Source organism: Legionella hackeliae (genome assembly GCF_000953655.1).
GTDB lineage: Bacteria > Pseudomonadota > Gammaproteobacteria > Legionellales > Legionellaceae > Tatlockia > Tatlockia hackeliae.
The window spans coordinates 2,432,371-2,456,465 of the sequence record NZ_LN681225.1 but is presented as its reverse complement, the minus strand read 5'-3'; the positions used below and the strand labels follow the sequence as shown (position 1 = coordinate 2,456,465).

Genomic DNA, 24,095 nt, shown 5'->3' with positions numbered 1-24,095 from the left:
GTATTTGCTTTTCTTAAAAATGAGTAATGGCAATCTTTGGTAATTGCCATTCACTCAAAAAGCATGACGAATTATTGACCTAATTGATCTGGATTAGCGACATCTTGCAGTTTTACGCTGTTATTGATAACTACACGAGTACCATTCTGCAATTTCAACTCACCAGAACTTACCACTTGTTGACCTGGTTTAATCCCTTTTTTAATGACGGTATAATTGCCATCTTGTTCGCCAGTACTAACAAACACGCGTCGCACGCGTAAAATCTCCTGGCCTTGACTATCTTTTTTACCGTGTTCATCTTTTTCGATAACGAATACAGAGTTGCCGTATAAGCTGTAAGAAATTGCTGTTGATGGTAAAACAACGGTGTCAGGGATAGGGGGCTGCTCAACAGAAATTGAAGCAAACATACCCGGGATAAAAGTAAACTTCGTCACGTGGTTTTTTGCATTCAAGTTGCTGTCACATTTAATCAGAATTGGCTGATTATCTTTGGATTTCTTCGTATTGTTTTTTGATAGTTCGGATGCTGAACAATTGGGAACAGTCGCTTGCACTAAAACATTGTGCGTATTGGTATCAACCTTAGCATTGATAGCGGTTATTTTTCCAGTAAATACTTTATCTGGTGCTCCCTCAACATTAAATTGAATCTGCTGATTAATATGTAAACGTTTTAGCATCTGCTCAGGTAAATAAAACTCAAGAAATAAAGGGTCCATAGACTGTAATGTGACAACCGACGTTTGTCCTGGAGTTATATATTGACCCAAGTTAACCTGGCGAATACCGAGTTGGCCTGAAAAAGGAGCTGTAATATGTTTCTGTTTAATTTCGGCTTCTGTTCGTTCAACGTTGGCTTGCGCTTGTTGTAAATTGGCGAGTGCTTCGTCAACGTTTGAACTTGGGGTAGCCCCGCGCTTAAACAAATCGGCTTGGCGCTTATAATTAAGTTCTTTTAATGCTAAATCCGCTTTATTAAATTTTAAAGTAGCTTGATCGACACTGTCATCAATATCAACAAGAGGCTGATCTTTTTCAAGATATTGGCCTGATTCGAAATGAATTTTTACAATATTGCCGGCTATTTGAGCGTTCACATCAACGCCGTTAATTGCCACGAAATTACCAACAGCAGCAATGCGCGGTTCCCAATTTTTCTTTATTGCCGTGACGGATGAGACACTTACAGCAGGAGGCTCGTAGCTGGCAAAAAATCGCTTGATCATAAAGCTCTTGAAGAGATTAAACGCGACAATTCCTCCAAATACAACGCCAAGAGCAATTAACATGATGGTCATGCGTTTTTTCATTTTAAGTCCTCAAAACAGATGGGCGCTATCAATTTAGGCGGCAACTACTATAGCATAAATACTTGATGTAGAAAGCCTAAATAGGTTGAAGGGAGCGAACTTTCTTATTGTAAGAAATTGGACAGCCATCGGTTTTTAAGAATCCTGTCAAACACAATGATTAGAATTATCGTGAGCACAAAAAAAACCTGTTGACTAAATTAAAAGCTTTGTTAACATTTGGCTTCCACTGATTTTAGGGGTTAAATAAGAATGAAACTTAAGTCACTGCTTTTTGTGTGCTGTCTTGGTTTGTTAACATCAGCGTTTGCTGAAAATCGCCATTTCCACCCTCAGGCAAACAATCCTACTGCAAAGGCTGCAGATGCGAAATCCGCTGCTAAAAGTGCTAAGTTACCTGGTTATTGTGAAATCGAAATTATCAATAGCAGCTATGACAACGTACGCGTTTATGGCATTTTTGATGATGGCACAACTTTGACTCCATTTAACATTTATCGCTATGAAGGTCCGCATTATGTTGATCTATTCTATTACGGTTACTGCCATGCAGGTATGAACTTGTACATTGATACATTCAGTGGTTACCGCATTTACTCTGGCTACACGTATGTGAACCATACTGTACAAATCGTTCCTTACCTGACTAACAAAGCCAAAGTAGAAATTACCGCAAAATAATTATCAACTCTCTTAGTCCAAGGCACGATTATTCGTGCCTTTCTTTTATGCAGCATTATTTCCTTGAGGTTTATATGAAACGTATTCTTGCAGTATTCGCTTTTTTACCGTTAATAAGCTCATGTATTGAGAATGAATATTATGATAATGGTTACAATTATCATTCTCATCCCAGTACGCATTACCATTCTCATCCAGGTGCTCGTGTTGAAGTACCTTACGGTTATTCTTATCAAGAGCCTAATAGACATCATCATTACAGTGAAAGTCCTGTGGCTTATAGAAGCTCTAGTCAACATGGTCATAGAAATGTGGCGCCATACAATAAACGCTATTCACACCGTAACAATACAAATACCCATGGTCATAACAATGCCGGAACAAGCAGTCATGGCCACACTAATAATGGAAGTATAAACAAAGGTACAAATTCCAATACCCATGGCCATAATAGCAATACTCCCTCAATACAGGGGCATGGTACAACACCCGGTCATGAAATTGAGGTAAAGAATAGTGTTCATGGTCATGACTCGTAAATAACAGTGTGATATCTTTCCTTTGATTTTTAATTGAAGGAAATAACACATGTTAAGAATGATCAAGTTATTTGCTACGGCATTATTGTTATCAATCATTACTGCTTGCGCTGCCACTCCTACCAGTGAAAGTACTGGCCAATATCTTGATAGCGCTGCAGTTACTGCAAAGGTTAAAGCTGAATTGGTTGATAAGTTGGGTGCTAAAGGATTCACAATTAAAGTGAAAACTTACAAAGATCAAGTTCAACTAAGTGGTTTTGTTAATAGTGCAGTGATTAAGCAACGTGCTGGTATTATTGCTGGTAATGTTGAAGGCGTAAGACATGTACGCAATGATTTGATTGTTAAATAATTGTCTAAGTGATTAAGGGTTGTTGATAGCTCTGTTTTGCGAATGTTGCTCTATGAGAGAAATTATCTTAAACGTTTGCGTGACAGTACCTGGGGAGCAGTACTATAATTGTTCAATTATTAAAAGGGTTAAGGATTGCAAATGTTTGATAAAAGCTACACTATCTCAAATTTTGATGAAGAGCTTTGGAAAGCCATCGAAGCTGAACGTAAGCGTCAGGAAGATCACATTGAACTCATTGCCTCTGAAAACTATGTAAGTCCTCGGGTGCTTGAAGCTCAAGGTTCCGTTCTGACTAACAAATATGCTGAAGGGTACCCTGGTAAACGCTATTATGGTGGTTGCGAAAACGTTGATGTTGCTGAATCATTAGCAATCGAAAGAGCCAAAAAACTGTTTGCTGCTTATTATGTCAATGTCCAACCGCACTCCGGTTCTCAAGCCAATGCTGCGGTCATGATGGCTCTCCTTTCTCCAGGCGATTTGATTCTTGGTATGGCGTTGCCTCATGGTGGCCACTTAACACATGGTTCAAAAGTCAATTTTTCAGGGAAGCTTTATCATTCTGTTGAGTATGGTGTAAATCCCGATACCGGTTTGATTGATTATGATGTATTGGAGGACTTGGCAATTCAGCATCGACCAAAGATGATTATTGCCGGATTTTCTGCCTACTCACAAATCCTTGATTGGCAACGCTTTAGGACAATTGCTGATAAAGTAGGGGCCTATTTGATGGCAGATGTTGCTCATGTGGCAGGATTGATTGCTACAGGTTTATATCCATCACCAGTTCCTTATGCCGATGTAGTGACGTCAACGACCCATAAAACTTTACGTGGTCCACGAGGGGGATTAATTCTTGCTCGTGCTAATGAAGAAATAGAAAAAAAATTAAATTCTTCTGTGTTTCCCGGCATGCAGGGCGGGCCACTTATGCATGTAATTGCAGCTAAAGCAGTCGCTTTTGCTGAAGCGTTGCAACCTGAATTTAAACAATATCAGCAACAAGTTTTATTAAATGCCAAGGTAATGGCTGAAACACTGAAAGGGCGGGGTTATCCTATTGTTTCTGGTGGTACCGAAAATCATCTAATGTTGGTAAATCTGATTGCAAAAAATATCACAGGTAAAGAAGCGGATGCGGCTTTAGGGAAAGCACATATCACCGTCAATAAAAATACAGTGCCGAATGATCCACGCTCTCCTTTTGTTACCAGTGGTCTTCGCTTGGGAACACCTGCAATTACGACCCGTGGTTTTAAGGAGAAAGAGGTAACATTATTGAGCGCATGGATAGCCGATGTACTTGATGACATCCATGATGAGGCAACGATTTCAAGAGTTAAAGCTCAGGTGCTGCAATTGTGTCGTGAATTTCCGGTATATCGTTAATCATGCATTGTCCATTTTGCCATGCTGAAGATACCAAGGTAGTTGATTCTCGCCTTGTTGCAGAGGGAGCTCAAGTTCGTAGACGAAGACAATGCCTTATTTGTCATGAACGTTTCACGACCTTTGAGACTGCTGAGTTAATTATGCCATCGATTATAAAACGCGATGGACGGCGGGAGCCGTTTAATATCCAAAATCTACGAGCAGGCATGTTGCGGGCTTTAGAAAAAAGACCTGTGAGTGTTGACGCCCTGGAGGAAGCTATTGTAACCATCATGCAGGAAATTCGTCGAGGCGGGGAACGAGAGATTGATTCGCGCGAAGTAGGCGAGCTGGTGATGAAGCAATTATATCGCCTTGATCATGTTGCTTATGTCCGTTTTGCCTCTGTGTATAAGCGATTTAAAGACGTGAGTGATTTCAGGCAAGCTATTGATGAAATGAAAGATGATAGAAATTCATGAGGTAATTTGTGGAAAAACAAGGCATTAGTGGCAAAAGACGAGCTAGAAAATTAGCGTTGCAAGCGCTTTATCAATGGCATATGTCAGGTCAAGAATTATACGAAATTGAAGCCCAGTTTCGAGTAAACAATAACATGGAAAAAGTAGATGGGGATTATTTTTGTAGACTCCTCCATGGCGTTCCAGCACAAGTGAATACATTGGAAGAAAATCTCAAACCCTTTTTGGATAGACCTGTAGAAGGACTAAATCCTATTGAGTTAACAGTATTACGATTGGGCGCTTTTGAATTACTGAATTGTCTTGAAATACCTTATCGTGTTGTTTTAGATGAGGCAATTTCATTAACCAAGGAATTTGGTTCACAGGATGGTTATCGTTACGTAAATGGGGTATTAAATAATTTAGCGCAGCAAGCTAGAAAAATTGAAATTAACCATGGATGAATTTTCTCTAATCGATACCTTCTTTAAATACCCAGCTCAACTTCGTGATGATGTCATTTATGGAATTGGTGACGATGCTGCCTGCGTGAGCATTCCTTCTGGTCAGCAGTTACTCATTAGCACGGATACGCTCGTGTCTGAGGTGCATTTCTTAAGTTCCTGGGATGCCTACGACATTGCTTGCAAAGCAGTTATGGTCAATGTAAGTGATATGGCTGCCATGGGGGCGACGCCTTGCTGGCTTAGTCTTGCATTGACTCTACCAGAATTAAATACTAGCTGGTTACAGCGCTTTTCCCAAGGACTCCATGATTCGTTAAATCAATTTAATATTGCATTAATAGGTGGGGATACAACACGCGGTCCTCTAAGCATGACATTGACAATTCATGGTTTGGCCCCTACAGGCAAGGCAGTGCGTCGTAATGGTGCGCATACCGGCGATAAAATTTATGTGAGTGGTGAGTTAGGAGCTGCAGCACTCGCCGTGTATTTCTTGCAACGCAATGATATTAATGTGGAAGATAGACAAGTGCTAATGCAAAAATTGCAGCACCCTAAACCGCGTATCGATTTAGGGGAAGTTCTTCGAGAATATGCTTCTGCCGCGATTGATATTTCAGATGGCTTAAGCGCCGATTTAAATCATATTTGTACATCCAGCGAGGTAGGGGCTTGCTTAATTAGCGAAAGGATTCCAGTTCATCCGTTGGTGAAAAAATACCAGCAAGAAAATGCGACCTCGTTTTCTCTAACAGGCGGAGATGACTATGAAATTTGTTTTACAGTGGCACCAGAAAATGAGCAAAGGTTTATAACTTCGTTAAATCATTTAAACTTAAACTGTTATCGCATAGGCACCATAGAGTCAAAATTAGGATTAAGAATAATAACGCGTGGTGAGGAAGAAGTTTTTGTCCCGCGAGGGTATAGTCATTTTTGATGGGACTGGTTCTACCGACAATGAAGGGAAATGACAAAGAATAGTTATTCGAAATAATTAGCACGACAAAATCCATTACAGGTTTTGGAGTAACTCAGAGGATTTGAGAAATACGATGAACGCCGTGAAAATAGAAAAAAGAGTCTGGCAAGATCCTGCTTATTTTATCGCCTTTGGTTTTGGTAGTGGATTAATGCCTTTTGCTCCAGGAACTTGGGGAACACTTGCCGCCATTCCTATTTATTTCTTAATTGCGGGATTTCCTCTGGGATTCTATCTGGCGATCACTGTTTTAGCATTTCTACTAGGAGTTTGGGTTAGTGAAAAAGTGTCGCGAGCTCTAGGTGTTCATGATTATTCTGGCATTGTTTGGGATGAGGTTGTGGGTTTTTTGTTGACTATGATTATGGCACCTCCAGGTATATTATGGTTAGTTATCGGTTTCTTACTGTTTCGTGTTTTTGATATATGGAAGCCACAACCCATTCGGTTAATTGATCACCATGTCCAAGGTGGGATAGGAATTATGCTCGATGATGTCCTGGCTGCTGTTCCTGCCTGGTTAATACTACAGTTGTTGGCTTGGGGTTTTGCATGATGAATGAAAATCACAAAGAATTAATTAGTATCGGTGTCACTATTGGGATTGTTGCTTTAGCCTTATTTATTGTGCATCGTTTTATACCCTCAATGATTTGGGCAACAATTATAGGAATTGCTACTTATCCTTTATATCTACGTTGGCGTCATTTTTTTGGCAACCGTCATAATCTTTCAGCATTATTATTTACTTCAATTCTGGCCTTATTATTCCTCTTGCCTTTAAGTTGGTTGGTTACTATTTTAATTAAAGAATTACAATTATTTATTAACTATTTACAGACAATAAATCGCCAGGGCGGTCAAGCACCTTCGTTATTGCAGCAATTTCCTGTCATAGGAAGTGATTTGGTGAATTATTGGGACAGTAATATCGGGCAACCAGGTAAAGTGCGCCATTTATTGTCCAATTTGCATTTATCGTTAACACCCGCAAGTTATTACATAAAGCAAATAGGAATTAATCTTGCCCACCGAGGCTTTCAATTAGGATTTACTCTTTTAACCTTGTTTTTCTTTTTCCGTGATGGCGATAAATTAATTCAGCAAGTCAATCATATTGGCCAATTTTGCTTGGGCCAACGATGGTTCCGCTACGCAGATAGATTGCCTTCGGCATTGCGGGCGACTGTGAACGGTACTATCGTTGTTGGTTTAGGTGTCGGATTTCTAATGGGAGTTTGTTATGTGCTTGTCGGTTTTCCTGCTCCGACTTTAACTGGTTTTATCACTGCTTGCGCCGCAATGATTCCATTTGTTGTGCCTCTCATTTTTGCTATTGTAGCTATGATTTTGTTGTCTACAGGTTCCTTGGTTAGTGCAATTGTTGTTGTCATTTGGGGAACACTGGTAATGTTTGTAGCTGATCATTTCATTAAACCGGTTTTAATTGGTGGGGCCATTAAATTACCCTTTCTTGCTGTGCTTTTTGGTATTTTGGGAGGCGTAGAAACCTTAGGTTTACTCGGATTATTTGTAGGGCCAATGATTATGGTTTTATTCATTACTCTTTGGCAGGAACCTCAGGGGGCTGTAAAGCCTTGTGTTGATTGCTGAAAAATTGTAACTGCAAAAAAATATTTTTTTAAACCTTGGAATTTTACTCTTTGACCCAATCTGGATATTATAGTTTCAGCAGGCCTAGAGAAGTAGGGGGTAGAATGAATAAAGATTGGCCAACAAGAGAAAAGGATATGTCTACTGCCAGACGCATCATGGAAGAGTATGCAAAAGAGCAGAATACAGATTCTTTAGGCTTATACGAACTTGTTGTTAATCAGGAAGAAAAAAGAATGGATTTTCGCTTATCCTCTTGGGTCACGCTCTTGGCAGACCATTTCAAATCTTTGTATGGGGCGAGTCAGGGCGAGTTTATAACTAGACAAGTAATTAGCCGCTGCATTACTAAAGACGAAACAGTACATTAGACTTTGCCCATAGCTTTTTGAGCTATGGGAATTAAGTACCCTGTGATTTTTTTCGCACTACGCCATGAAACCATGGCTCTTTACACTTTATTTGCACAAATATTGATCTACTTCTCTTTCAAACCAGTTATTTTTGGGTTTAAAATCGTGAACATCAGGATTTTTTTGAGGGTTGGGTGATGGTTCACGTTTTAAAAGATGAGGAAGCACTGGAGGCATATAATAAGCTTCTGAAGACCAATTTATCGAAATCAGAACAAGATGAATTGAATAAAATAATTCAGCAAATTGCCTCTCAATTGCAATTAGTTGCGGAAAAGTGCGACCTAAATACACTTCCTGATTTTGTCCAACAATCAAATTCAAGACTTTATTCTTATGAAATAGAAAAAGCAGCGGCTTCCTCTGCCAGGCAAAAAATTGCTACTAAACCCCATAATTTTTTTAAAGAAATTCATAAACTTACAGCCGAAAACGGATCGTCTTTCTATTTAATGGCGGGTGGTTTTGGCTATCGCATTGTTTCTTCACATTGGACAAAAGAAAGTATCGATAAGTGTGCTGCTTTGGTAGCAAAATTAGGTGGAGACTGGAAAATGCTTCCTCTAGGCGAGCCCGGGGCATTTCCTGCGCATTTGCGTGCCTATGCTACTCAAGCCTACGCTAAACATGGTATTCATCTACCCGATCCAACACCACCAACAGCAGAGGACATAGAACGCTCAAGAAAACAATATGAAGCATCTGATTCATCAAAATCAAAGCCATCTCAAAAAGCCATGAAACAAGAGTTAGCAACACTTAGGCAACAAACACCAAAGGAACTTGATTCTTCACAGGACAACACGCAGAGTAATGAAACCAGAATCCCTCCATTCTCTATTGTACCAAAACCGCGCTATACTCCATCGCATTAAAAATGAGCAATGTATTTGCTAAACTCTCGTTTAAATTCAGGACTATTTTGAAATTTTAGCAAAGCCTTATTAATTGCATTTAACAATTCAACATTGTTACGGTTCACTGCAATACCAAGGCCAAAACCATAATTTAAAGGTTCTCCAAGGACACTTAGTCGCCCAGAAGATTGAGATTGCCAATACATTGCAGATGGGTCATCCATCAGAACTACATCGACTTTTCCTGTTTGTAGGGCATCAATGAGGGCAGGGGCATCACTAAAGGTAACAATTTTAGGATCTCTAACTCCTAAGGAATTGATCAATTGAGGGAAGATGGTACCTTCTTCTATGCCTATACTTCTATTATTCAAGAGTCCTAAGCCAAAAGACTTTTGAGCTAATTCCCTGGGGCCTAGGAAACGAGCATGACTGAGTAAATAGGGTAATGAAAATAGAACTCGATTAGCGCGTTCTGCAGTAATGGTTAAAGCACTCACCGCAGCATCGACTTTGTTTGTTTCAATTGATGTAAAAATATTATCAAATTCTGTAGGAACAAAAACGCATGTGCGCCCAATTTCCTGACAAATGTATTTCATCATAGAAATATCAAAACCGAAAAGCTGTGAATTAGCGCCTTCCAGAATAAAAGGAGGCGTAAACGTATCTACTGCAATACGCAGCGGCTTATCTTGAGCTGCGTGTAAAAAAGAGGTGAAGAAAAGAAAAAAAGTTAAAATCAATGTATAGATACGTTTCATAAAAAGCGCAATTAAAATCGATGATAGTTATAGCATATAACTTGCTCATCGTTTTTAAAAGCTAAGAACAGAATTTACTGCACCAGCAGCATCATTTTTACATAGATCTAAAATTTTAGTGTAAAAAGCGCTTGTCTCTTTTTGTCTACGATTAAATAAAGTATGACCTTTGTAGGCATTAGATGCTATTGCCTGGTAAACAACAGACTCTAAGGTTTCAAATGCTGATAATGTAGGCGTAGTTTTACGCATGCATAGATCCAAAATCGCCGCAGCACCATTGGCTAATTTAATCTTTTTGCCATCAACTTCGCGGTATTTCCCACCAAAGATACCTAACTTTCCATCCAAATGTTTAATATCTTTAATAAGATCATCTAAAATTTGTTGTGCTCTAACTTCTCTACTTTGGTTAGGGTCTATATCTGCTGCGAGGTTCGTAAACCACTGTTGTTTGCTAGCCCAGTTAAAAATTTTTTCTGCCTGGGTTTGAGTAGTATCAAATCTCTTTATAATTTGATCTATTACGGTTTTCTTGCGTTTAGCGGAGATCTCATTGTGATCTTCAAAAAGAGAATAAGAGTCTGGGGCATAAGTCTTCTGAACTATAGAAAGTAGCTCCGACTCCCAATGTTGAAGTAACTCTTTATGTATCACATCAAATTTGTTTGCTATTTGCTCAAGATCCAAACGTAGAGGATTGGTTTCGTTTTTATAATCTTTATTATATTCCTGAAATTCGCTAATGATGTCTGTTTTTAACCCGGGATTGTTCACGTAAAAAGCAAAAAACTTGGGGTTTTTTAAAAGCTCCGCTTTTAGTAATTCAGTTCTTCTCGCCTTATGGTCTACTAGTTGCTGACGTAATTTAGCGCTGCCAATAGTTGCCTCACCAATCTTACGGTAAACGTCTTTGTCAATTAAAATTCGTTGTAGAAACATTGAGTAAGCATCTTTAATAAACGTTTCGTCATTCTCTATGTCTTTTAAATCGAGTAATTGACAATCTGTTTCATCCGAGAATGCACAGGGCTTGGCGTCTTTAAGATGAGGAAAAGAAGTAATATCCCGTTGAGTAATGGGAAAACTATCAACGGGTTTAACCCCGTATGCCCTATGACCATAAACATCTATCTTCTGCTGAGGATCATAGTCCACATACTTGGCAGTGAGAGGCCACGTCGCTTGATCGTGATCGATTTTGCCACTTTTTAAATTAATCGGATCAAACCAAACATTCCCGCCATGTAGATCATTTTCTTCCTCGGCGTAACATGCAGCCAAAACACCACCAATGCCAGCTTTAACTAAATCTCGTTGAGGTGGTGATTGAAGTCCTGTAAGGGGGTCTTTATGCTCAAGATAATAGTCATGTAATGATTTAAAATTGGGTATTTCTGTTGCAAGGACACCGAGTCCATATCCTTGACCGTCATGCACACTTCTAACTTTAGGAACCCGCTTATTCAATAAGAGGCGATAACAAAAGCCATTGAATGCTTCAATTTCTAAAATTCGACGAGAGGGTCCTTTTTTAAGAATACTCACAGTGCTTGTATTTATTTTTTGAACTTTTGTAACGGCATGAGAACTTTGAGGAGCGTTGGGATGTCTGCTTAAGGGAGTATTGAGTGTCACATAATTTCTAATATCTTTACTTTTTGGCGGAATAGGTTTTTTGGGTATAGAGCTTTCGAGTTTTTCTTGCAAAGATTTTAAGGTAGTAAGAACTTGTGTATTAGCAGTATCAGCATAAATATTATCTGAGCAAATGAGTTGAAGTGCAGCAGCAACTTTTCGTGGACTGGTAATTGTCAAAATATTTCTCTTAAAATAACCTAAATTTGCTAATTTAGACGAACTGTCTATAAGAGAAGATCTCAAAATAATGTAGGGTTTTTTAGAAGGGATTGTTAAGCCTTCTGTAGGTGACGGGGGATCTTCATCAGTATAAATATAAACATGATAACCAGTACTCGACAAAAGCTTCATAATAATCTGCTGCTAATGAATATTTCTTTGGCATATTGTATATTTCAAATATTAATGAAATCTTAAGCGGCATATAAGATTAATAATGAATAACGACGTGGGAGAAAACTCGTGATATCTACAGCATTGACTGGAAGGGGGCGTGGGGATTTCCGTGTTCATCATCACGGCCAATCTATTGATGATTTAATTATTAGCTACATGGAACACCATCAAATTCCTGGTATGTCCTTAGCCATTGTCCAAGCGCCTTACATTACTCGAGTGGTTGGATATGGTATTGCGAATACTGAAAGTCGGCAATTAGTTAGTATGAATTCTGCTTTCAATATTGGTCAACTTACCAATGCCTTTACTGCAGTTGCCCTTATGCAGTTAAAAGAGGCGAAGCAATTGACACTTCAAGATAAAATTTCACAATATTTGCCTGATATTCCTTCTAACTGGCAATCAATTACTATCCATGATTTATTAACCCATAGCTCAGGAATACCAAGTTACGCAGCAGAGGCAGGTTTTGACTACAGTAAGCATTATTCATCCAAAGAATTAATCGCTTTGGTCAGTGAAAAACCCTTGCTATTTGCTCCGGGAACTCAAATGAATAATAGTGCAACGGATTATTATTTACTGGGTTTAGTGATTGAAAAAGTAAGTGGTATGTCCTATGAGGCCTTCGTCACCATTAATCAAATTGAGAGAATTGGTCTGAAAAATACTTTTTTTATCTCAACGAAGGATAAGGATCAAAACGAAGTAGCCAATGCTTCTTCCACGTTTAAACATAGCAAATTTTTACAAGAGTCTAGCTATATTAATCCCACAGAGCAGGCGCAAGGATACACTGAGGTTGATGGTCAATTGAAACCAAGTGTTTCATTAGATTGGAGTACCACATTTGCTGATAGTGGTATTGTCTCTAGTGCAGGAGATATTAGCTTCTGGGATATTGCCCTTGCAGGGAATATTTTGGTAAGTGATCCTGCGAATCGGCAATTTTTATATAATCCTGTGTTACTAGGGAATAAAACCACGCCAGGAAATGCAAATTGGTTTTTCCCAGGACATCCAGGATTAATGGAAATTAAAGGACAATTGCCTGGTTATTCAGCATTTTTGAGTCGATTTACAGCACCAACAGAATTATTGTGTGTGACCTTGTTAGCAAATAAAGACAATCTTTCTGATCTGGACATTTTGGCTCGCAAAATTGCTGCGGCATTTGACGGCAAACTAGGTGTGCCTTATGGTTCTTCCTGGTCTGAAACTATGGAGAGTCCTTACTCGGTTGAAACAACGCTTGATAGAATTTCAAAATTGGTGAGCCATCAGGGTGGAACCATTTTTGGCCGAGTTGATCACAGTGAAGCCGCTGAGAAGGTGGGGTTGGCTTTAAATCCAACGCAGGTATTGATTATAGGAAATCCTGCAAAAGGCACAGCATTAATGCAAGCTAATCCGGCATTTGCACTTGATTTACCCTTGCGGATCATGGCCACAAAGGGGGCTGCTGGAGAAGTATGGCTAAGTTACACCGATCCTCTAAAACTAAGTAAAGAATACAATCTCGATAAAGAGCAGGCCAGTTTGGTTAAACAAATGAGTAATGGATTAAGTCGGCTTTGTCATAAGGCTATTTCCCCTGACGATATTGGATAAAGATATTTGAATTTCGCTGTAATTGAGTTTTCTTCCACTCTTCGCTAGGCTTAAGTATTCTTATTCGATAAGTTGATGCGATGGAAGTTCCATCTCTTTTACAGCCAAAAATTGCATTTTATCAAAAAAATTTTGCTGATTTTAACTCTGATAGGGCATTGGAAAAACTATTGCTCGTCAGTGATTATGCTTTTCGTCATGTTGATCTTTTAAAACAAATCATGAGCGAAGGTTACCACGTACCCTTCTCCTTAGAAAATTATATGGATAAACTCAATCATATAAAAAATCAGCCCTTTAATCTTTTTGCATGTGCGTTACGTCTATTTAGACATACTCAGTTATTGCGCTTATTACTACGCGAGTTCTGTGGACTAGCGACGACGACAGAAAGTATGACTCAGTGGTCGGATTGTGCAGATGCTATTGTATTAAGGGCAATGCATTTTTGTGAAGGTGAGATCGGAAAACGCCATGGAAAACCGTGTAATGCAGAAGGAAATCCCACCAAACTGTATATTCTGGCTATGGGTAAATTAGGGGGACGTGAACTCAATTATTCTTCGGATATCGATTTAATTTGTGCTTTCTCTGAGGCAGGTCATACCAATGGTGATGAGTCAATTACCAATCAACAGTTCTATACCAAAGTAGTGCAATTATTTATTCAGCTACTACAAACCATCACTCCTGAAGGCTTTGTATTTCGAGTTGATTTTCGTTTGCGCCCTAATGGTGATAGTGGTGCTTTAGTCTCCAGTTTAGCCGCTATAGAAACCTATTATCAAGAGCAAGGGCGAGACTGGGAGCGCTACGCTATGGTCAAAGCTCGTCTTATCGGGGAGGATACTGATGTGCCAAACCATTGGTTTCATCGTTTGATAACCCCGTTTGTGTACAGGCGTTATGTTGATTTTAGTGTGATTGAATCGCTACGTAGTATGAAAGCAATGATCGAGCGTGAAGTGCAATTAAATCCTATGTTGGACGATATAAAACGCGGCTTGGGAGGAATTCGTGAAGTTGAATTTATTATCCAAAATATGCAATTAATTCGTGGGGGACGACTCCCTAAATTACAAACACAAAATACGATCGCCGCCTTAAATGTTTTGAAACAAGAAAATTTATTGTCGCATACAGCTGCTTTAAAACAGGCCTATCTATTTTTACGAAAATTAGAAAATATCCTCCAGATTCACGATGATCAGCAAACACATTCTTTGCCTCAGCATGAAGTGAAGCAAATGCAGGTTGCTTATGCTATGGGCTATAACAATTGGCATACTTTTATAAAAAAACTTCATCAATATCAACGTATTATCAGCAGTATTTTTCGCTCAGTATTGGCAAAACCAGATCCTTATGAGGATGAAAAACGGCTATTAGTAAATCAGTTAATGAGTATATGGCAGGGTCATGTTGAAACAACAATGGCTATCAATTTATTGACAAGTTTAGGCTTTCAGCAAGCAGAACGCTGCTATCAAATGCTTTATACGTTTCGTCACGCTCCTCGCTGCCGAAGGTTAACGCAGGCTGCAAGAATGAGGCTCGATCGCTTTGTTGTGCTATTACTTGGCGAATTGGTCAATACAGCTGATACAGATGCCGTGCTAGCCCAAGTGTTACAGTTACTTGATAATATAGTGGGCCGCAGTTCTTATTTGGCATTAATTACAGAAAACCCGCAAGTCCTGAAAGAGTTATTATATTGGTTTGCACATAGTCCATTTATAACCAATCTCATTGTCAATCAACCTTTTTTGCTTGAGGTATTATTGAGTCAACCCCAAAATTGGCGCCTGCTTACCAAAAAAGAATTGGAACAGCTATTAGAGAGTCAACTGCTTATTTACTCAGAAAGCGAACAACAAGATGAGGTTTTGCGACAATTTAAACTCACCAATTGGTTGTCAGCCGCCCGCGCTGAAATTTATGGGCATTATCATGCGATACGTATTAGTAATTTCTTAGCTGACGTGGCCGAAGTCATTGTCAAAAATGTGTTTAATTTAGCATGTGAGCGATTAAGCCTGCGTTATTCACAAATGGAACAAATTAAATCGCGTTTTGCCATTATTGCCTATGGAAAATTAGGTAGCCGCGAGATGAATTATAATTCAGACCTGGATTTAGTGTTCATCCATGCTGCTGCTTCCGATGAGGAGGCTCTGGTTACACGCTTAACACAGAAAATTTTACATATGCTCACCACTCGCTCACAATCCGGGATTTTGTATGCCGTTGATACGCGTCTGCGGCCTTCTGGTGAAGCAGGGTTATTAGTAAGCCATATTGAGGCTTTCATTGAGTACCAGTTGCACCATGCCTGGACCTGGGAGCATCAGGCTTTAATCAGAACGAGAGTTCTTGTGAGCGATAAACGTCTAACGCAAGCATTCAGACAGTTAAAAAAATCAGTGTTTCAAATTGCACGCAATCCACGTCTTATTCGTGATGAAATTATTATGATGCGTGAAAAAATTTATAAGCATGTAAAAGGGGAGGAAATCAAATATGAATCTGGCGGATTAATTGATATAGAATTTATCGTGCAGTTTTTGATATTGACTAATCCTCACTTAAATTTTTACTCGTATACTAATACTCTTAGTTTATTACGAAAGTTGTATGCAGAACAAATTCTTACACGGCAACAATTCGAGAAGCTCGTCAAAGCTTATAAATATTATCATCAAACATTACATCAGAATTTACTTAACTCTGAGACAAAGAGCATCCATGTACAACAGCAAAATGTATTGGAGGTATGCCAGCAAATCTATGGCTTGTCTGTACCTATTTTGCAGTAATATGAGGGAGTATTATTGTTTGTGTAACCAGTCAATAATGGCTTGTTTCGTATCTTCTAAAACTTGTATCAACTGATGATAAAGTTTTTCTAAAAGAGAATTGGGAGCCGTTTTTTGATAACCTTCCAAGTACTGGCAAGCATATCGTAGTCTGCTTGTTCCGCAATAAAGGGCGCTACTTTTCATTTTAAGTGCAAGCTTCTCAACAGAGGGCCAATCTCTTATTGCAAAAGCTTGTTCAATTTTAGTTTTATCCACGGGAATATCTTCATTGGCCATTAAGGTGAGCAATTCTTTCAATAAATCAATGCTGCCCAGATTATTTAATCCCTGCTCAAAGTCCAATAGAGGATAATGCGTCAGATCAAAAAGTTTATCCTCCTCTCGAGGTATTTCTTCATCAAATAAGCTAGCTACTGGTTCAAGTTTGTTCACGGGGATAAGTGCTGAAACAATATCTTGCATCGTAAGCAGGTTAATAGGCTTTGCAAACACCTTATTCATACCTGCTTCTAAACATTCATCAACAGAACTACCCAGTGAATGTGCTGTTAAGCCGACAATTGGAGTTGGATTTTTGTTTAAGGCTTGCTCCCAATGACGTATATAGATTGTCAGTTCAATTCCAGACATGCCTGGTAAGCCGATATCTGTAATGATTAAATCATATTTGTTTTTTTTGACCAATTCAAACGCTTCCTCAGCATCCATTGTCGAAGTAAATTGACACCCTACTTGTTTGCTGACAGATTCGAGTAGGCGCAAGGCAATAGTATTATCTTCGATTAAAAGAAGATGAGGTAGTTGAGCGGTTCCTTGCTTTAGCATATTAATATTAAAAGGCTTTTTCTCATGGATAGAATTATCTTTATTAAGAGCCTCTTCTCCTTCTAACTGGTTAAAATCGAAATGAGTGTTTGATGAGCGTTCAGTACTGGTTTTAACAGATAATCTGAAAGAGAAAATGCTGCCTTTGCCAACCATGCTTTCTAATCCTATCTCACCGCCTAATAAGGCGACATATTTCTTAACGATATGTAAACCCAGTCCGTATCCTTTATATACCCCCTTATAAGAAGGCATTATACGAAAGAAACGCTCAAAAACTCGTTCTTGCTGTTCTTTGGCAATTCCAACCCCTGTATCTTCCACTTTAAACTCAAGTGTGCTCGTATCCTCAGTAGAAGAAAGACGTCTAATTGCTAAAATTATATGCCCTTTTTCAGTAAATTTGATCGCATTTCCTAACAAATTTAATAAAATTTGGTGGATTTTGGTGCGATCACTTAATATTAAATCGGGAACTGACTCATCTATATCAACAGTAAAACCGAGATTTTTAACTTTAATTGCTGGTAATTCAAGCTTGCAAATTGTTAAAAGTTCCTCTCTAAGAGAGAACCATTCTTTAGCAGCCTCTAATTGTTCCAGATTTTCCAAAGAAATCAATTCTAAAACATTGTTCAATAAGTCAAGTAATTGCTCACCACTTTGATTAATCCAATGGGCGTAGTCCTGCTCCATCTTAGTTTGAGCCTCAACTTCTAATAGTTTGGAAAGACCGACAATACCACTTAATGGCGTTCGTATGTCATGACTCATGTTGGCAATGAACTCGGATTTTGCTTTATTCGCTATATCAGCTGCTTCTTTGGCTTTTTTTAAATCTTCGGTTTGCTTCAATTCATCGGTGACATCGGTAGCTACACCAGTTACACCATAGCAGATACCTCGATTATCAATAAGTGGAAATCCCTTATCAATTATCCACCGTATTTCTCCATCAGGTCTAATGATGCGGTATTGTTCTGAGTAGCGCGCTTTTTCACCAAGACGCTTAATCTGTTCAGCCATATGATGAATAGGGTGATGATGGACAACATCATCAGGATGTAAAAAAGTAATCCAAATCTCTGGATTGGCATAAAGCTCCTCCCGAGAGCGACCCCAGATGCGTTCATAAGAAGGACTAACATATTGAATTTTGGAGAAATCAGCACTACTTATCCAGTAAACCTGATCGCTATGCTCCGAAAGTTTAGCTAAAAAATCGCCCACTTCGTCAAGTGTAAGTCTTAATGTAGTTTTTTTTTCTTGCATTGTCATGCTTTCAATAACAAAGGTATAATTAAAATATTAGCAAACAACAAAATATTTGTTCAGTATACAAGGAAATTAACCATGTTTACTCCAGAAGGTCAACCTGCTGAAAAAATTGACAAAATCATGCTGCTCTCCATGTGGGCTAAGGCTTTAAAGAATGAACGAGCCCAAATTGAAAACTCTTTGCAAGCAGTAAAAAAAATAATTACTGCTGGCATGGGTAAGCCAACTTTGCCTATAAGTATGCATACAATAACCTTTTTATTATTTTATTGGAAATACATGGAAGAAATAGTCAAGAAAGCAATGACTAATCTTGAAAAATTAGAAGATGAGGTAGCAATCGATTATGGTCATCCACAAGGAGATATAAAAGCCAGAGAAACAATGGCTAAAGCCATGACCGACTGGTATGGAGTTAAGATTAATCCAGAAGAAATTTTATTTACATCTGGCGGCGCTGGTGGTTTACGAGTGGTTTTTGATACGTTGTATGGGCGTTATAAACAGATTCCTAATTATCGAATTATCACTCCATTTCCACATTACACGCTATATAGTGATTACCCTCATCATCGCCTTCACCCTGTAGATGTCATGAAGGAGCCTGGTTATAGACTGACTGCAGAAGCACTCGAGAAGAGTATCCAAGAGGCCTATGAATTGGCCCAAAAAGATGGCGGTCTTCCAAAAGCTGTATTGATTTGTAACCCAAACAATCCTTTAGGGACAGTGATTAGTGAAGAAGAGTTTAAAAAAATAGCTCAGGTACTGAGAAAATATCCTGATTTGCACATCATTTTAGATGAAGCATATACAGAAATGACTTATGTTGATGTCCCTTCATTTTATAAAATTGCGCCTGATCTTAAAAACAGAACAACGGTGATGCGTTCTGGAACAAAAGGTTTGTCTATGGCTGGAGAGCGAGTGGCAATGCTTTTGAATTCAGATAAAAAATTTATGAGCGAGCTTTTGGCAACCAATATTAGTTTATGTGGCCATGCTCCACGCTCTTTGCAAATGGCTTATGCTTATACTATGGATAAGCTGGACCTAGACGAAAAAAATAAATTACGAACATTTTATAAGAGTAAGGTGGATTATGTCTCTGAACGTGTCAGAGAAATGGGTGCGACGATGCCTGATGCTGGTTATAAGGTTGAAGGAACATTTTATGTACTCGCTGACTTTAGTGACATGTTAGGTTTGGAAATAGATGCAGAAGCCAAACGTGCCTTGGGTGAAACTGGAGTAATTAGTACGGATGAAGAGTTAGCTTATAATCTTTTATTTAAAGACTCTGTAATGATTGCTCCTCTTTCTTATTATGGAACTTCTGCAGAAGCAGGTATTATGCGCATAACCTGTAGCGATAATAAAGAACAACTATGTGAATTAATGGATAGATTAGAGTCTACTTTATTGGCAGCACGAACGAAGAAACAAGCTAATTTATTGACACGTATTAAGACAAGACTCCCTCAAATTGAGAAGATTCAACCTCATGAGTTCAAGAAAATAAGTGTAGATCTCGATACAATTATTAACACACTGACCGACTGTGCAGGCTTAAGGCTACAAATTAAGAAATTAACGGACATAGATTCTTTAATAGATAAAATATTAGAGACTCATTTGACCAACTCACCATCTGTTGAGAAAAATGGAATCAAACCAGGATTCTTCAATAAAAAATTAGAAGAAAAGGAAGAGCAGAAAGAAGAAATAAGTGAGAATGATTCTAATTACATTCAATCCGAGGAGCAGCAAGAATTAGAAACACTATTCATTCAATTTCTGGATACAAACTTTGAAGAAGGAAGTCTCTTAAGGAAAATCTTTGAAGCTGCGTCAAAAGAGGAACGTTTGAAATTTAAACCTTGGAAAGAGCATTTAGAAGCTAACCATAGTCAGACAATGAAAGTGTTTTGATATCCGAACGAAAAACAAATGTGGTGCTGCAACTAGAGTATTGCAGCACGAAGGGATTATTAATTAGTTATTATAATTTCACCATATAAATCATAATCATCACTGTCAGTGACTGATGCTGTCACTAAATCGCCTGTTTTTATCCCTTGAGCCGGGGATAGGTAGACCAAACCATCGATTTCAGGAGCATCACTTTTACTACGGGCAACAATTTGCTCTTCATTGATATAATCAACCAAAACTGTTTGTAGTGAGCCAACTTTTTGCTGGAGTTTGTTGCGACTAATTTCGGCTTGTACTTGCATAAATTGATGATAACGTTCCTCTTTAACCTCTTCAGGAACAGGATTAGGAAGCTCATTTGCTTTGGCGCCTTCAACAGGCGAGTATTGGAAACAACCCACTCTATCTAGCTGGGCGGCTTCTAAAAAGTCTAATAACTCCTCAAACTCAGCGTCTGTTTCACCAGGAAAACCAACAATAAATGTGGAGCGTAATGTGATATCTGGGCAAATATCTCGCCATTGAGCGATTCTTTCCAAGGTGTTTTCGCTGCTTGCAGGTCGTTTCATCGCTTTCAGCACACGTGTGCTTGCATGTTGAAGAGGGATATCCAGATAAGGCAAAATTAAACCGTCGCGCATTAAAGGAATAATATCATCCACATGAGGATAGGGATATACGTAGTGTAGGCGGACCCATATACCTAATTCGCCTAATTGTTCGCATAAATCATAGAATTTAGTGTTAACCGTTTTGCCATTCCAGTCAACAGTTTGATAGCGAGTGTCCACACCATAAGCACTCGTGTCTTGAGAAATAACTAATAATTCGTTGACACCAGCATCTTTTAGACGTTTTGCCTCTGAGAGCACTTGGGTAAGGGGATAACTTTGTAGTTTTCCGCGCATAGTGGGAATAATGCAAAATGTACATTTTTGATTACATCCCTCAGAAATTTTTAAATAAGCATAGTGTCGCGGCGTTAATTTAATCCCTTGAGGAGGAACAAGTTGGGTAAAAGGATCAGCTGGTGGAGGAAGATGTCGATGCACAGCGCGAACTACCTCTTCATACGCATGTGCTCCACTAATATGAAGAACATCAGGACATGCTTCCCGGATAACATCGGCCTTGGCACCTAAACATCCTGTGACAATCACACGACCATTTTCAGCCATGGCTTCTTTAATGGTATCCAGAGACTCAGTCACTGCCGCATCAATAAATCCGCAGGTATTTACAACAACAACACCTGCATCTTGAAACGTGGAAACCAAGTCATACCCTTGTGCACGCAGTTGAGTAATGATACGTTCTGAATCTACCAATGCCTTAGGACAACCTAAGCTAACAAAGCCTACCTTATGGTTCATAATTTAAAAACTTTAATCTGTAAAAAAAATGGGCGAATTATAGCTCTTCTAGGATGATTTTGTCTAATTATCTGATTAATCAAGCGCTGAGGCTTGCGTTAATTGTTCTAAAAATTTACTTGCAGAAGCCTCACCGATAAGACGCAGGTTACTTTGTTCATTGCCTTGTTTATTAAAAAATAAAAAAGTGGGAGGAGCCACAACCCCATAGTGCTGAAGTAAGGCTTTATCTTGAGCATTATTGGCAGTGATATCGACTTTCAAAACAATAAAGTTTTTTAAAGCGGCTTCAACTTGCGGATCTTTAAAGGTGGTCGCTTCCATAATTTGACAAGAAGTACACCAATCAGCATAGAAATCTAACATTACCGGTTTCCCCTGGGCTTTGGCAATGTCTATTGCATGTTGTATTTCACTTGGGGTGCTAACAGTTTCAACAGAAAAGTTGGGTTTTGCATTGGCTGTGGCTTGCATTCCAGCCAGGGGTTGTAGGGGATTACTATTTCCCATACTGGCGCCAATGAGTATTAATAAACCATAAACCAAACTAATAAGACCAACACCTTGTTGAAACTTTCCTAAATTGGAGGCAGGTCTGCTAAGAGCACCACAATACAGGCCGACAAAAATTAGCAGACCTGACCATAACAGCATGACTGCTGCTCCAGGTAGAATTCGACCTACCAGGAAAATGGCCACAGCCAAAAGCAATATTCCAAAAAATATCTTAACACCGTTCATCCATTGGCCGGCTTTAGGAAGCCATTTCCCAGCGGAAGTACCGATTAATAAGAGTGGTGTGCCCATGCCAAGGCCTAAAAAAAATAAAGCCAGGCTGCCAAATGCAATATTATTGCTGTGGGCGATATAACTTAATGCACCAATTAAAGGGGCTGTAACGCAAGGTGATAAGATTAATGTTGAGAAGCAACCCATAAGAGCAGCCCCTAAGTAATGGCCACTGGCCTGATGATTTCTAACGCCAGCCAATTTAGCTTGCCAGGAAAGTGGCAAACGTAATTCGTAATAGCCAAACATTGAGAGGGCTAATAAAACAAAGACTAGGCTAAAGGTGCCAATAGCCCAGGGTGATTGCATAACTATTTGTAAATTGCTTCCTAGTAACGCAACGACAGCACCTACTACTGCATAGGTGACAGACATACTAAGAACATAACTTAGAGATAAGAAAAAGGCTTTACGGGTGGAAATCTTGTTACCATGCCCCACAATAATCCCTGAAAGTACAGGAACCATGGGTAAGATACATGGAGTAAACGACAACAGTAAACCAAACCCAAAAAAAGTTAAGATGACAACACCCCAATGTTGTTGGGTGAGGACTCTTTCAATTTCATCCGTATCTGACGCGCTGGCAGGTAAAGAATTTTCCTCTTGAGGAGAAATATTTTCCATACTTACATGAGTAAGAGCCAAGCTATTGTCAATTGTTAATTTAATCTGCCGAGTTTCTGGAGGATAGCAAAAACCATCATCGGCACAGCCTTGAAAACTTAGATTAATTAATGTTTCACCAGGACTTTCCCCTAAGACTGGGACTGGAAGTGATAATTCATTGCGATAAACCGAGTAGTTATGCCCTTGTTTATCGATTTTCGTTAACGGGGCAGGGAAGAGTAAAGTACCCATATGGACATTGCTATTGGGCTGCATCGTTAATTTGATACGATCAGCATAGAGAAAATAACCTGGCTTTACTTGCCAATTAATCGATAGGGTATTAGGGTCAACCTGTTTTGCATCAACCTGAAATACTTCGGTCGCAGGCAATGGACTTGCATGGTTAATGAAAGGGACAAAACAAAGGAATGAAAATAATAACCACTTTCTCATTGATAATTTACAATTAGCCAAATAGTAGTTCATTGTAGTAGCAGTATTAAAAAAAACCAAAAAAAATTTTCAAATTACCCCTTGAAAGCCAGTGGAATGCCCCCATATGGCTGTCATCAGCGAAGTACAATGAAAAGAAACATCATGTATCTGGCATTGTGTAACGCTAAAAAATCAGAGCTTACTCTGAAAATTATAGGTGATAATTAAAAAAACCAGGAGAAAACAAGTATGAAAATTCGTCCTTTACACGATCGTGTTGTTGTTCGTCGTATGGAAGAAGAACGCACCACAGCCGGCGGTATCGTTATTCCAGATAGCGCTACTGAAAAACCTATGCGTGGTGAAGTTATCGCTGTCGGTGCTGGTAAAGTATTAGATAACGGCGATGTTCGTGCCTTGGCTGTGAAAATTGGAGACGTCGTTCTCTTTGGCAAATACTCTGGTACAGAAGTTAAAGTAGCAGGTCAAGAGCTAGTTGTGATGCGTGAAGACGACATCATGGGCGTGATTGAGAAGTAAATCGAATAT

21 protein-coding genes are annotated in these 24,095 nt (G+C 39.0%); 15 read left to right on the top strand and 6 right to left on the bottom strand.

From position 1 onward, the window contains the following. Nucleotides 1-71 precede the first annotated feature (71 nt). Nucleotides 72-1,316, bottom strand: coding sequence for an efflux RND transporter periplasmic adaptor subunit (locus LHA_RS10875; RefSeq protein ID WP_045106568.1), 1,245 nt, complete (start codon nt 1,314-1,316; stop codon nt 72-74). 252 nt (nt 1,317-1,568) lie between these two features. Here LHA_RS10875 and LHA_RS10870 point away from each other — a divergent pair, with 252 nt between their 5' ends. The 11 genes from LHA_RS10870 (at nt 1,569) to LHA_RS10820 (ending at nt 9,083) form a co-directional block, all read left to right on the top strand. Continuing rightward, complete coding sequence (locus LHA_RS10870) at nt 1,569-1,997, top strand: hypothetical protein (RefSeq protein ID WP_045106567.1); 429 nt, start codon at nt 1,569-1,571, stop codon at nt 1,995-1,997. Between the two features lie 74 nt (nt 1,998-2,071). After that, nucleotides 2,072-2,536, top strand: a complete 465-nt coding sequence (locus LHA_RS10865) for a hypothetical protein (protein ID WP_045106566.1) — start codon at nt 2,072-2,074, stop codon at nt 2,534-2,536. A gap of 49 nt (nt 2,537-2,585) precedes the next feature. Next, nucleotides 2,586-2,891 carry a BON domain-containing protein gene (locus LHA_RS10860; protein WP_045106565.1) on the top strand — a complete coding sequence of 102 codons (306 nt, stop codon included), beginning with the start codon at nt 2,586-2,588 and terminating at the stop codon, nt 2,889-2,891. A gap of 141 nt (nt 2,892-3,032) precedes the next feature. After that, nucleotides 3,033-4,286, top strand: coding sequence for a serine hydroxymethyltransferase (gene glyA / locus LHA_RS10855; protein WP_045106564.1), 1,254 nt, complete (start codon nt 3,033-3,035; stop codon nt 4,284-4,286). A gap of 2 nt (nt 4,287-4,288) precedes the next feature. After that, nucleotides 4,289-4,750, top strand: a complete 462-nt coding sequence (gene nrdR / locus LHA_RS10850) for a transcriptional regulator NrdR (RefSeq protein WP_045106563.1) — start codon at nt 4,289-4,291, stop codon at nt 4,748-4,750. 8 nt (nt 4,751-4,758) lie between these two features. Then, nucleotides 4,759-5,196, top strand: coding sequence for a transcription antitermination factor NusB (nusB, locus tag LHA_RS10845; protein WP_045106562.1), 438 nt, complete (start codon nt 4,759-4,761; stop codon nt 5,194-5,196). Beyond that, nucleotides 5,189-6,139 (top strand): thiamine-phosphate kinase, encoded by a 951-nt coding sequence (thiL, locus tag LHA_RS10840; protein WP_045106561.1) that lies wholly within the window; start codon nt 5,189-5,191, stop codon nt 6,137-6,139. The genes nusB and thiL overlap by 8 nt, the downstream gene beginning before the upstream one ends. A 115-nt stretch (nt 6,140-6,254) precedes the next feature. After that, nucleotides 6,255-6,737: a phosphatidylglycerophosphatase A family protein gene (locus LHA_RS10835; RefSeq protein ID WP_045106560.1), complete on the top strand. Its 483-nt coding sequence runs from the start codon at nt 6,255-6,257 to the stop codon at nt 6,735-6,737. Continuing rightward, nucleotides 6,737-7,795, top strand: coding sequence for an AI-2E family transporter (locus LHA_RS10830; RefSeq protein WP_045107546.1), 1,059 nt, complete (start codon nt 6,737-6,739; stop codon nt 7,793-7,795). Before LHA_RS10835 ends, LHA_RS10830 begins: the two co-directional genes overlap by 1 nt. A gap of 104 nt (nt 7,796-7,899) precedes the next feature. Next, nucleotides 7,900-8,166, top strand: a complete 267-nt coding sequence (locus LHA_RS10825) for a hypothetical protein (protein WP_045106559.1) — start codon at nt 7,900-7,902, stop codon at nt 8,164-8,166. 179 nt (nt 8,167-8,345) lie between these two features. Further along, nucleotides 8,346-9,083, top strand: a complete 738-nt coding sequence (locus LHA_RS10820; protein ID WP_045106558.1) for a hypothetical protein — start codon at nt 8,346-8,348, stop codon at nt 9,081-9,083. Here the strand turns inward: LHA_RS10820 and LHA_RS10815 are convergent. Both LHA_RS10815 and LHA_RS10810 read right to left on the bottom strand, forming a co-directional pair. Then, nucleotides 9,080-9,829, bottom strand: a complete 750-nt coding sequence (locus LHA_RS10815) for a transporter substrate-binding domain-containing protein (RefSeq protein ID WP_045106557.1) — start codon at nt 9,827-9,829, stop codon at nt 9,080-9,082. The two genes, LHA_RS10820 and LHA_RS10815, sit on opposite strands and share 4 nt — an antisense overlap. Nucleotides 9,830-9,883: 54 nt before the next feature. Further along, the gene (locus LHA_RS10810; RefSeq protein WP_045106556.1) at nt 9,884-11,821 is read right to left on the bottom strand and encodes a hypothetical protein; all 1,938 of its coding nucleotides are present in this window, start codon (nt 11,819-11,821) and stop codon (nt 9,884-9,886) included. A gap of 111 nt (nt 11,822-11,932) precedes the next feature. Here LHA_RS10810 and LHA_RS10805 point away from each other — a divergent pair, with 111 nt between their 5' ends. Both LHA_RS10805 and glnE read left to right on the top strand, forming a co-directional pair. Further along, nucleotides 11,933-13,480, top strand: a complete 1,548-nt coding sequence (locus tag LHA_RS10805; RefSeq protein WP_045106555.1) for a serine hydrolase — start codon at nt 11,933-11,935, stop codon at nt 13,478-13,480. A gap of 80 nt (nt 13,481-13,560) precedes the next feature. Beyond that, complete coding sequence (gene glnE / locus LHA_RS10800; RefSeq protein ID WP_045106554.1) at nt 13,561-16,296, top strand: bifunctional [glutamate--ammonia ligase]-adenylyl-L-tyrosine phosphorylase/[glutamate--ammonia-ligase] adenylyltransferase; 2,736 nt, start codon at nt 13,561-13,563, stop codon at nt 16,294-16,296. A gap of 12 nt (nt 16,297-16,308) precedes the next feature. Here glnE and LHA_RS10795 read toward each other — a convergent pair whose 3' ends face one another. Beyond that, complete coding sequence (locus LHA_RS10795; protein ID WP_082060337.1) at nt 16,309-18,402, bottom strand: PAS domain-containing hybrid sensor histidine kinase/response regulator; 2,094 nt, start codon at nt 18,400-18,402, stop codon at nt 16,309-16,311. Nucleotides 18,403-18,477: 75 nt separating this feature from the next. On the opposite strand from LHA_RS10795, the gene LHA_RS10790 reads away from it, so the two are divergent. Beyond that, on the top strand, nt 18,478-20,334 hold the full coding sequence (locus tag LHA_RS10790) for a pyridoxal phosphate-dependent aminotransferase (protein WP_065238322.1): 1,857 nt from the start codon (nt 18,478-18,480) through the stop codon (nt 20,332-20,334). 59 nt (nt 20,335-20,393) lie between these two features. Here LHA_RS10790 and rimO read toward each other — a convergent pair whose 3' ends face one another. Beyond that, nucleotides 20,394-21,710, bottom strand: a complete 1,317-nt coding sequence (gene rimO / locus LHA_RS10785; RefSeq protein WP_045106553.1) for a 30S ribosomal protein S12 methylthiotransferase RimO — start codon at nt 21,708-21,710, stop codon at nt 20,394-20,396. Between the two features lie 75 nt (nt 21,711-21,785). Continuing rightward, entirely contained in the window at nt 21,786-23,564 is a 1,779-nt protein-coding gene (gene dsbD / locus LHA_RS10780) for a protein-disulfide reductase DsbD (RefSeq protein WP_045106552.1), read from the bottom strand. Nucleotides 23,565-23,795: 231 nt separating this feature from the next. Here dsbD and groES point away from each other — a divergent pair, with 231 nt between their 5' ends. Continuing rightward, nucleotides 23,796-24,086 carry a co-chaperone GroES gene (gene groES / locus LHA_RS10775; RefSeq protein ID WP_045106551.1) on the top strand — a complete coding sequence of 97 codons (291 nt, stop codon included), beginning with the start codon at nt 23,796-23,798 and terminating at the stop codon, nt 24,084-24,086. Nucleotides 24,087-24,095: the final 9 nt, after the last annotated feature.

Bases quoted from the DNA above. Each gene is read 5' to 3' on its own strand.
- LHA_RS10815 (WP_045106557.1), bottom strand. From the start codon at position 9,829: ATGAAACGTATCTATACATTGATTTTAACTTTTTTTCTTTTCTTCACC.
- glnE (WP_045106554.1), top strand. From the start codon at position 13,561: ATGGAAGTTCCATCTCTTTTACAGCCAAAAATTGCATTTTATCAAAAA.
- LHA_RS10875 (WP_045106568.1), bottom strand. From the start codon at position 1,316: ATGAAAAAACGCATGACCATCATGTTAATTGCTCTTGGCGTTGTATTT.
- glyA (WP_045106564.1), top strand. From the start codon at position 3,033: ATGTTTGATAAAAGCTACACTATCTCAAATTTTGATGAAGAGCTTTGG.
- thiL (WP_045106561.1), top strand. From the start codon at position 5,189: ATGGATGAATTTTCTCTAATCGATACCTTCTTTAAATACCCAGCTCAA.
- LHA_RS10865 (WP_045106566.1), top strand. From the start codon at position 2,072: ATGAAACGTATTCTTGCAGTATTCGCTTTTTTACCGTTAATAAGCTCA.
- LHA_RS10830 (WP_045107546.1), top strand. From the start codon at position 6,737: ATGAATGAAAATCACAAAGAATTAATTAGTATCGGTGTCACTATTGGG.
- LHA_RS10820 (WP_045106558.1), top strand. From the start codon at position 8,346: ATGGTTCACGTTTTAAAAGATGAGGAAGCACTGGAGGCATATAATAAG.
- LHA_RS10835 (WP_045106560.1), top strand. From the start codon at position 6,255: ATGAACGCCGTGAAAATAGAAAAAAGAGTCTGGCAAGATCCTGCTTAT.
- LHA_RS10810 (WP_045106556.1), bottom strand. From the start codon at position 11,821: ATGAAGCTTTTGTCGAGTACTGGTTATCATGTTTATATTTATACTGAT.
- nrdR (WP_045106563.1), top strand. From the start codon at position 4,289: ATGCATTGTCCATTTTGCCATGCTGAAGATACCAAGGTAGTTGATTCT.
- LHA_RS10860 (WP_045106565.1), top strand. From the start codon at position 2,586: ATGTTAAGAATGATCAAGTTATTTGCTACGGCATTATTGTTATCAATC.
- LHA_RS10795 (WP_082060337.1), bottom strand. From the start codon at position 18,402: ATGACAATGCAAGAAAAAAAAACTACATTAAGACTTACACTTGACGAA.
- dsbD (WP_045106552.1), bottom strand. From the start codon at position 23,564: ATGAGAAAGTGGTTATTATTTTCATTCCTTTGTTTTGTCCCTTTCATT.
- rimO (WP_045106553.1), bottom strand. From the start codon at position 21,710: ATGAACCATAAGGTAGGCTTTGTTAGCTTAGGTTGTCCTAAGGCATTG.
- LHA_RS10825 (WP_045106559.1), top strand. From the start codon at position 7,900: ATGAATAAAGATTGGCCAACAAGAGAAAAGGATATGTCTACTGCCAGA.
- LHA_RS10870 (WP_045106567.1), top strand. From the start codon at position 1,569: ATGAAACTTAAGTCACTGCTTTTTGTGTGCTGTCTTGGTTTGTTAACA.
- LHA_RS10790 (WP_065238322.1), top strand. From the start codon at position 18,478: ATGTTTACTCCAGAAGGTCAACCTGCTGAAAAAATTGACAAAATCATG.
- groES (WP_045106551.1), top strand. From the start codon at position 23,796: ATGAAAATTCGTCCTTTACACGATCGTGTTGTTGTTCGTCGTATGGAA.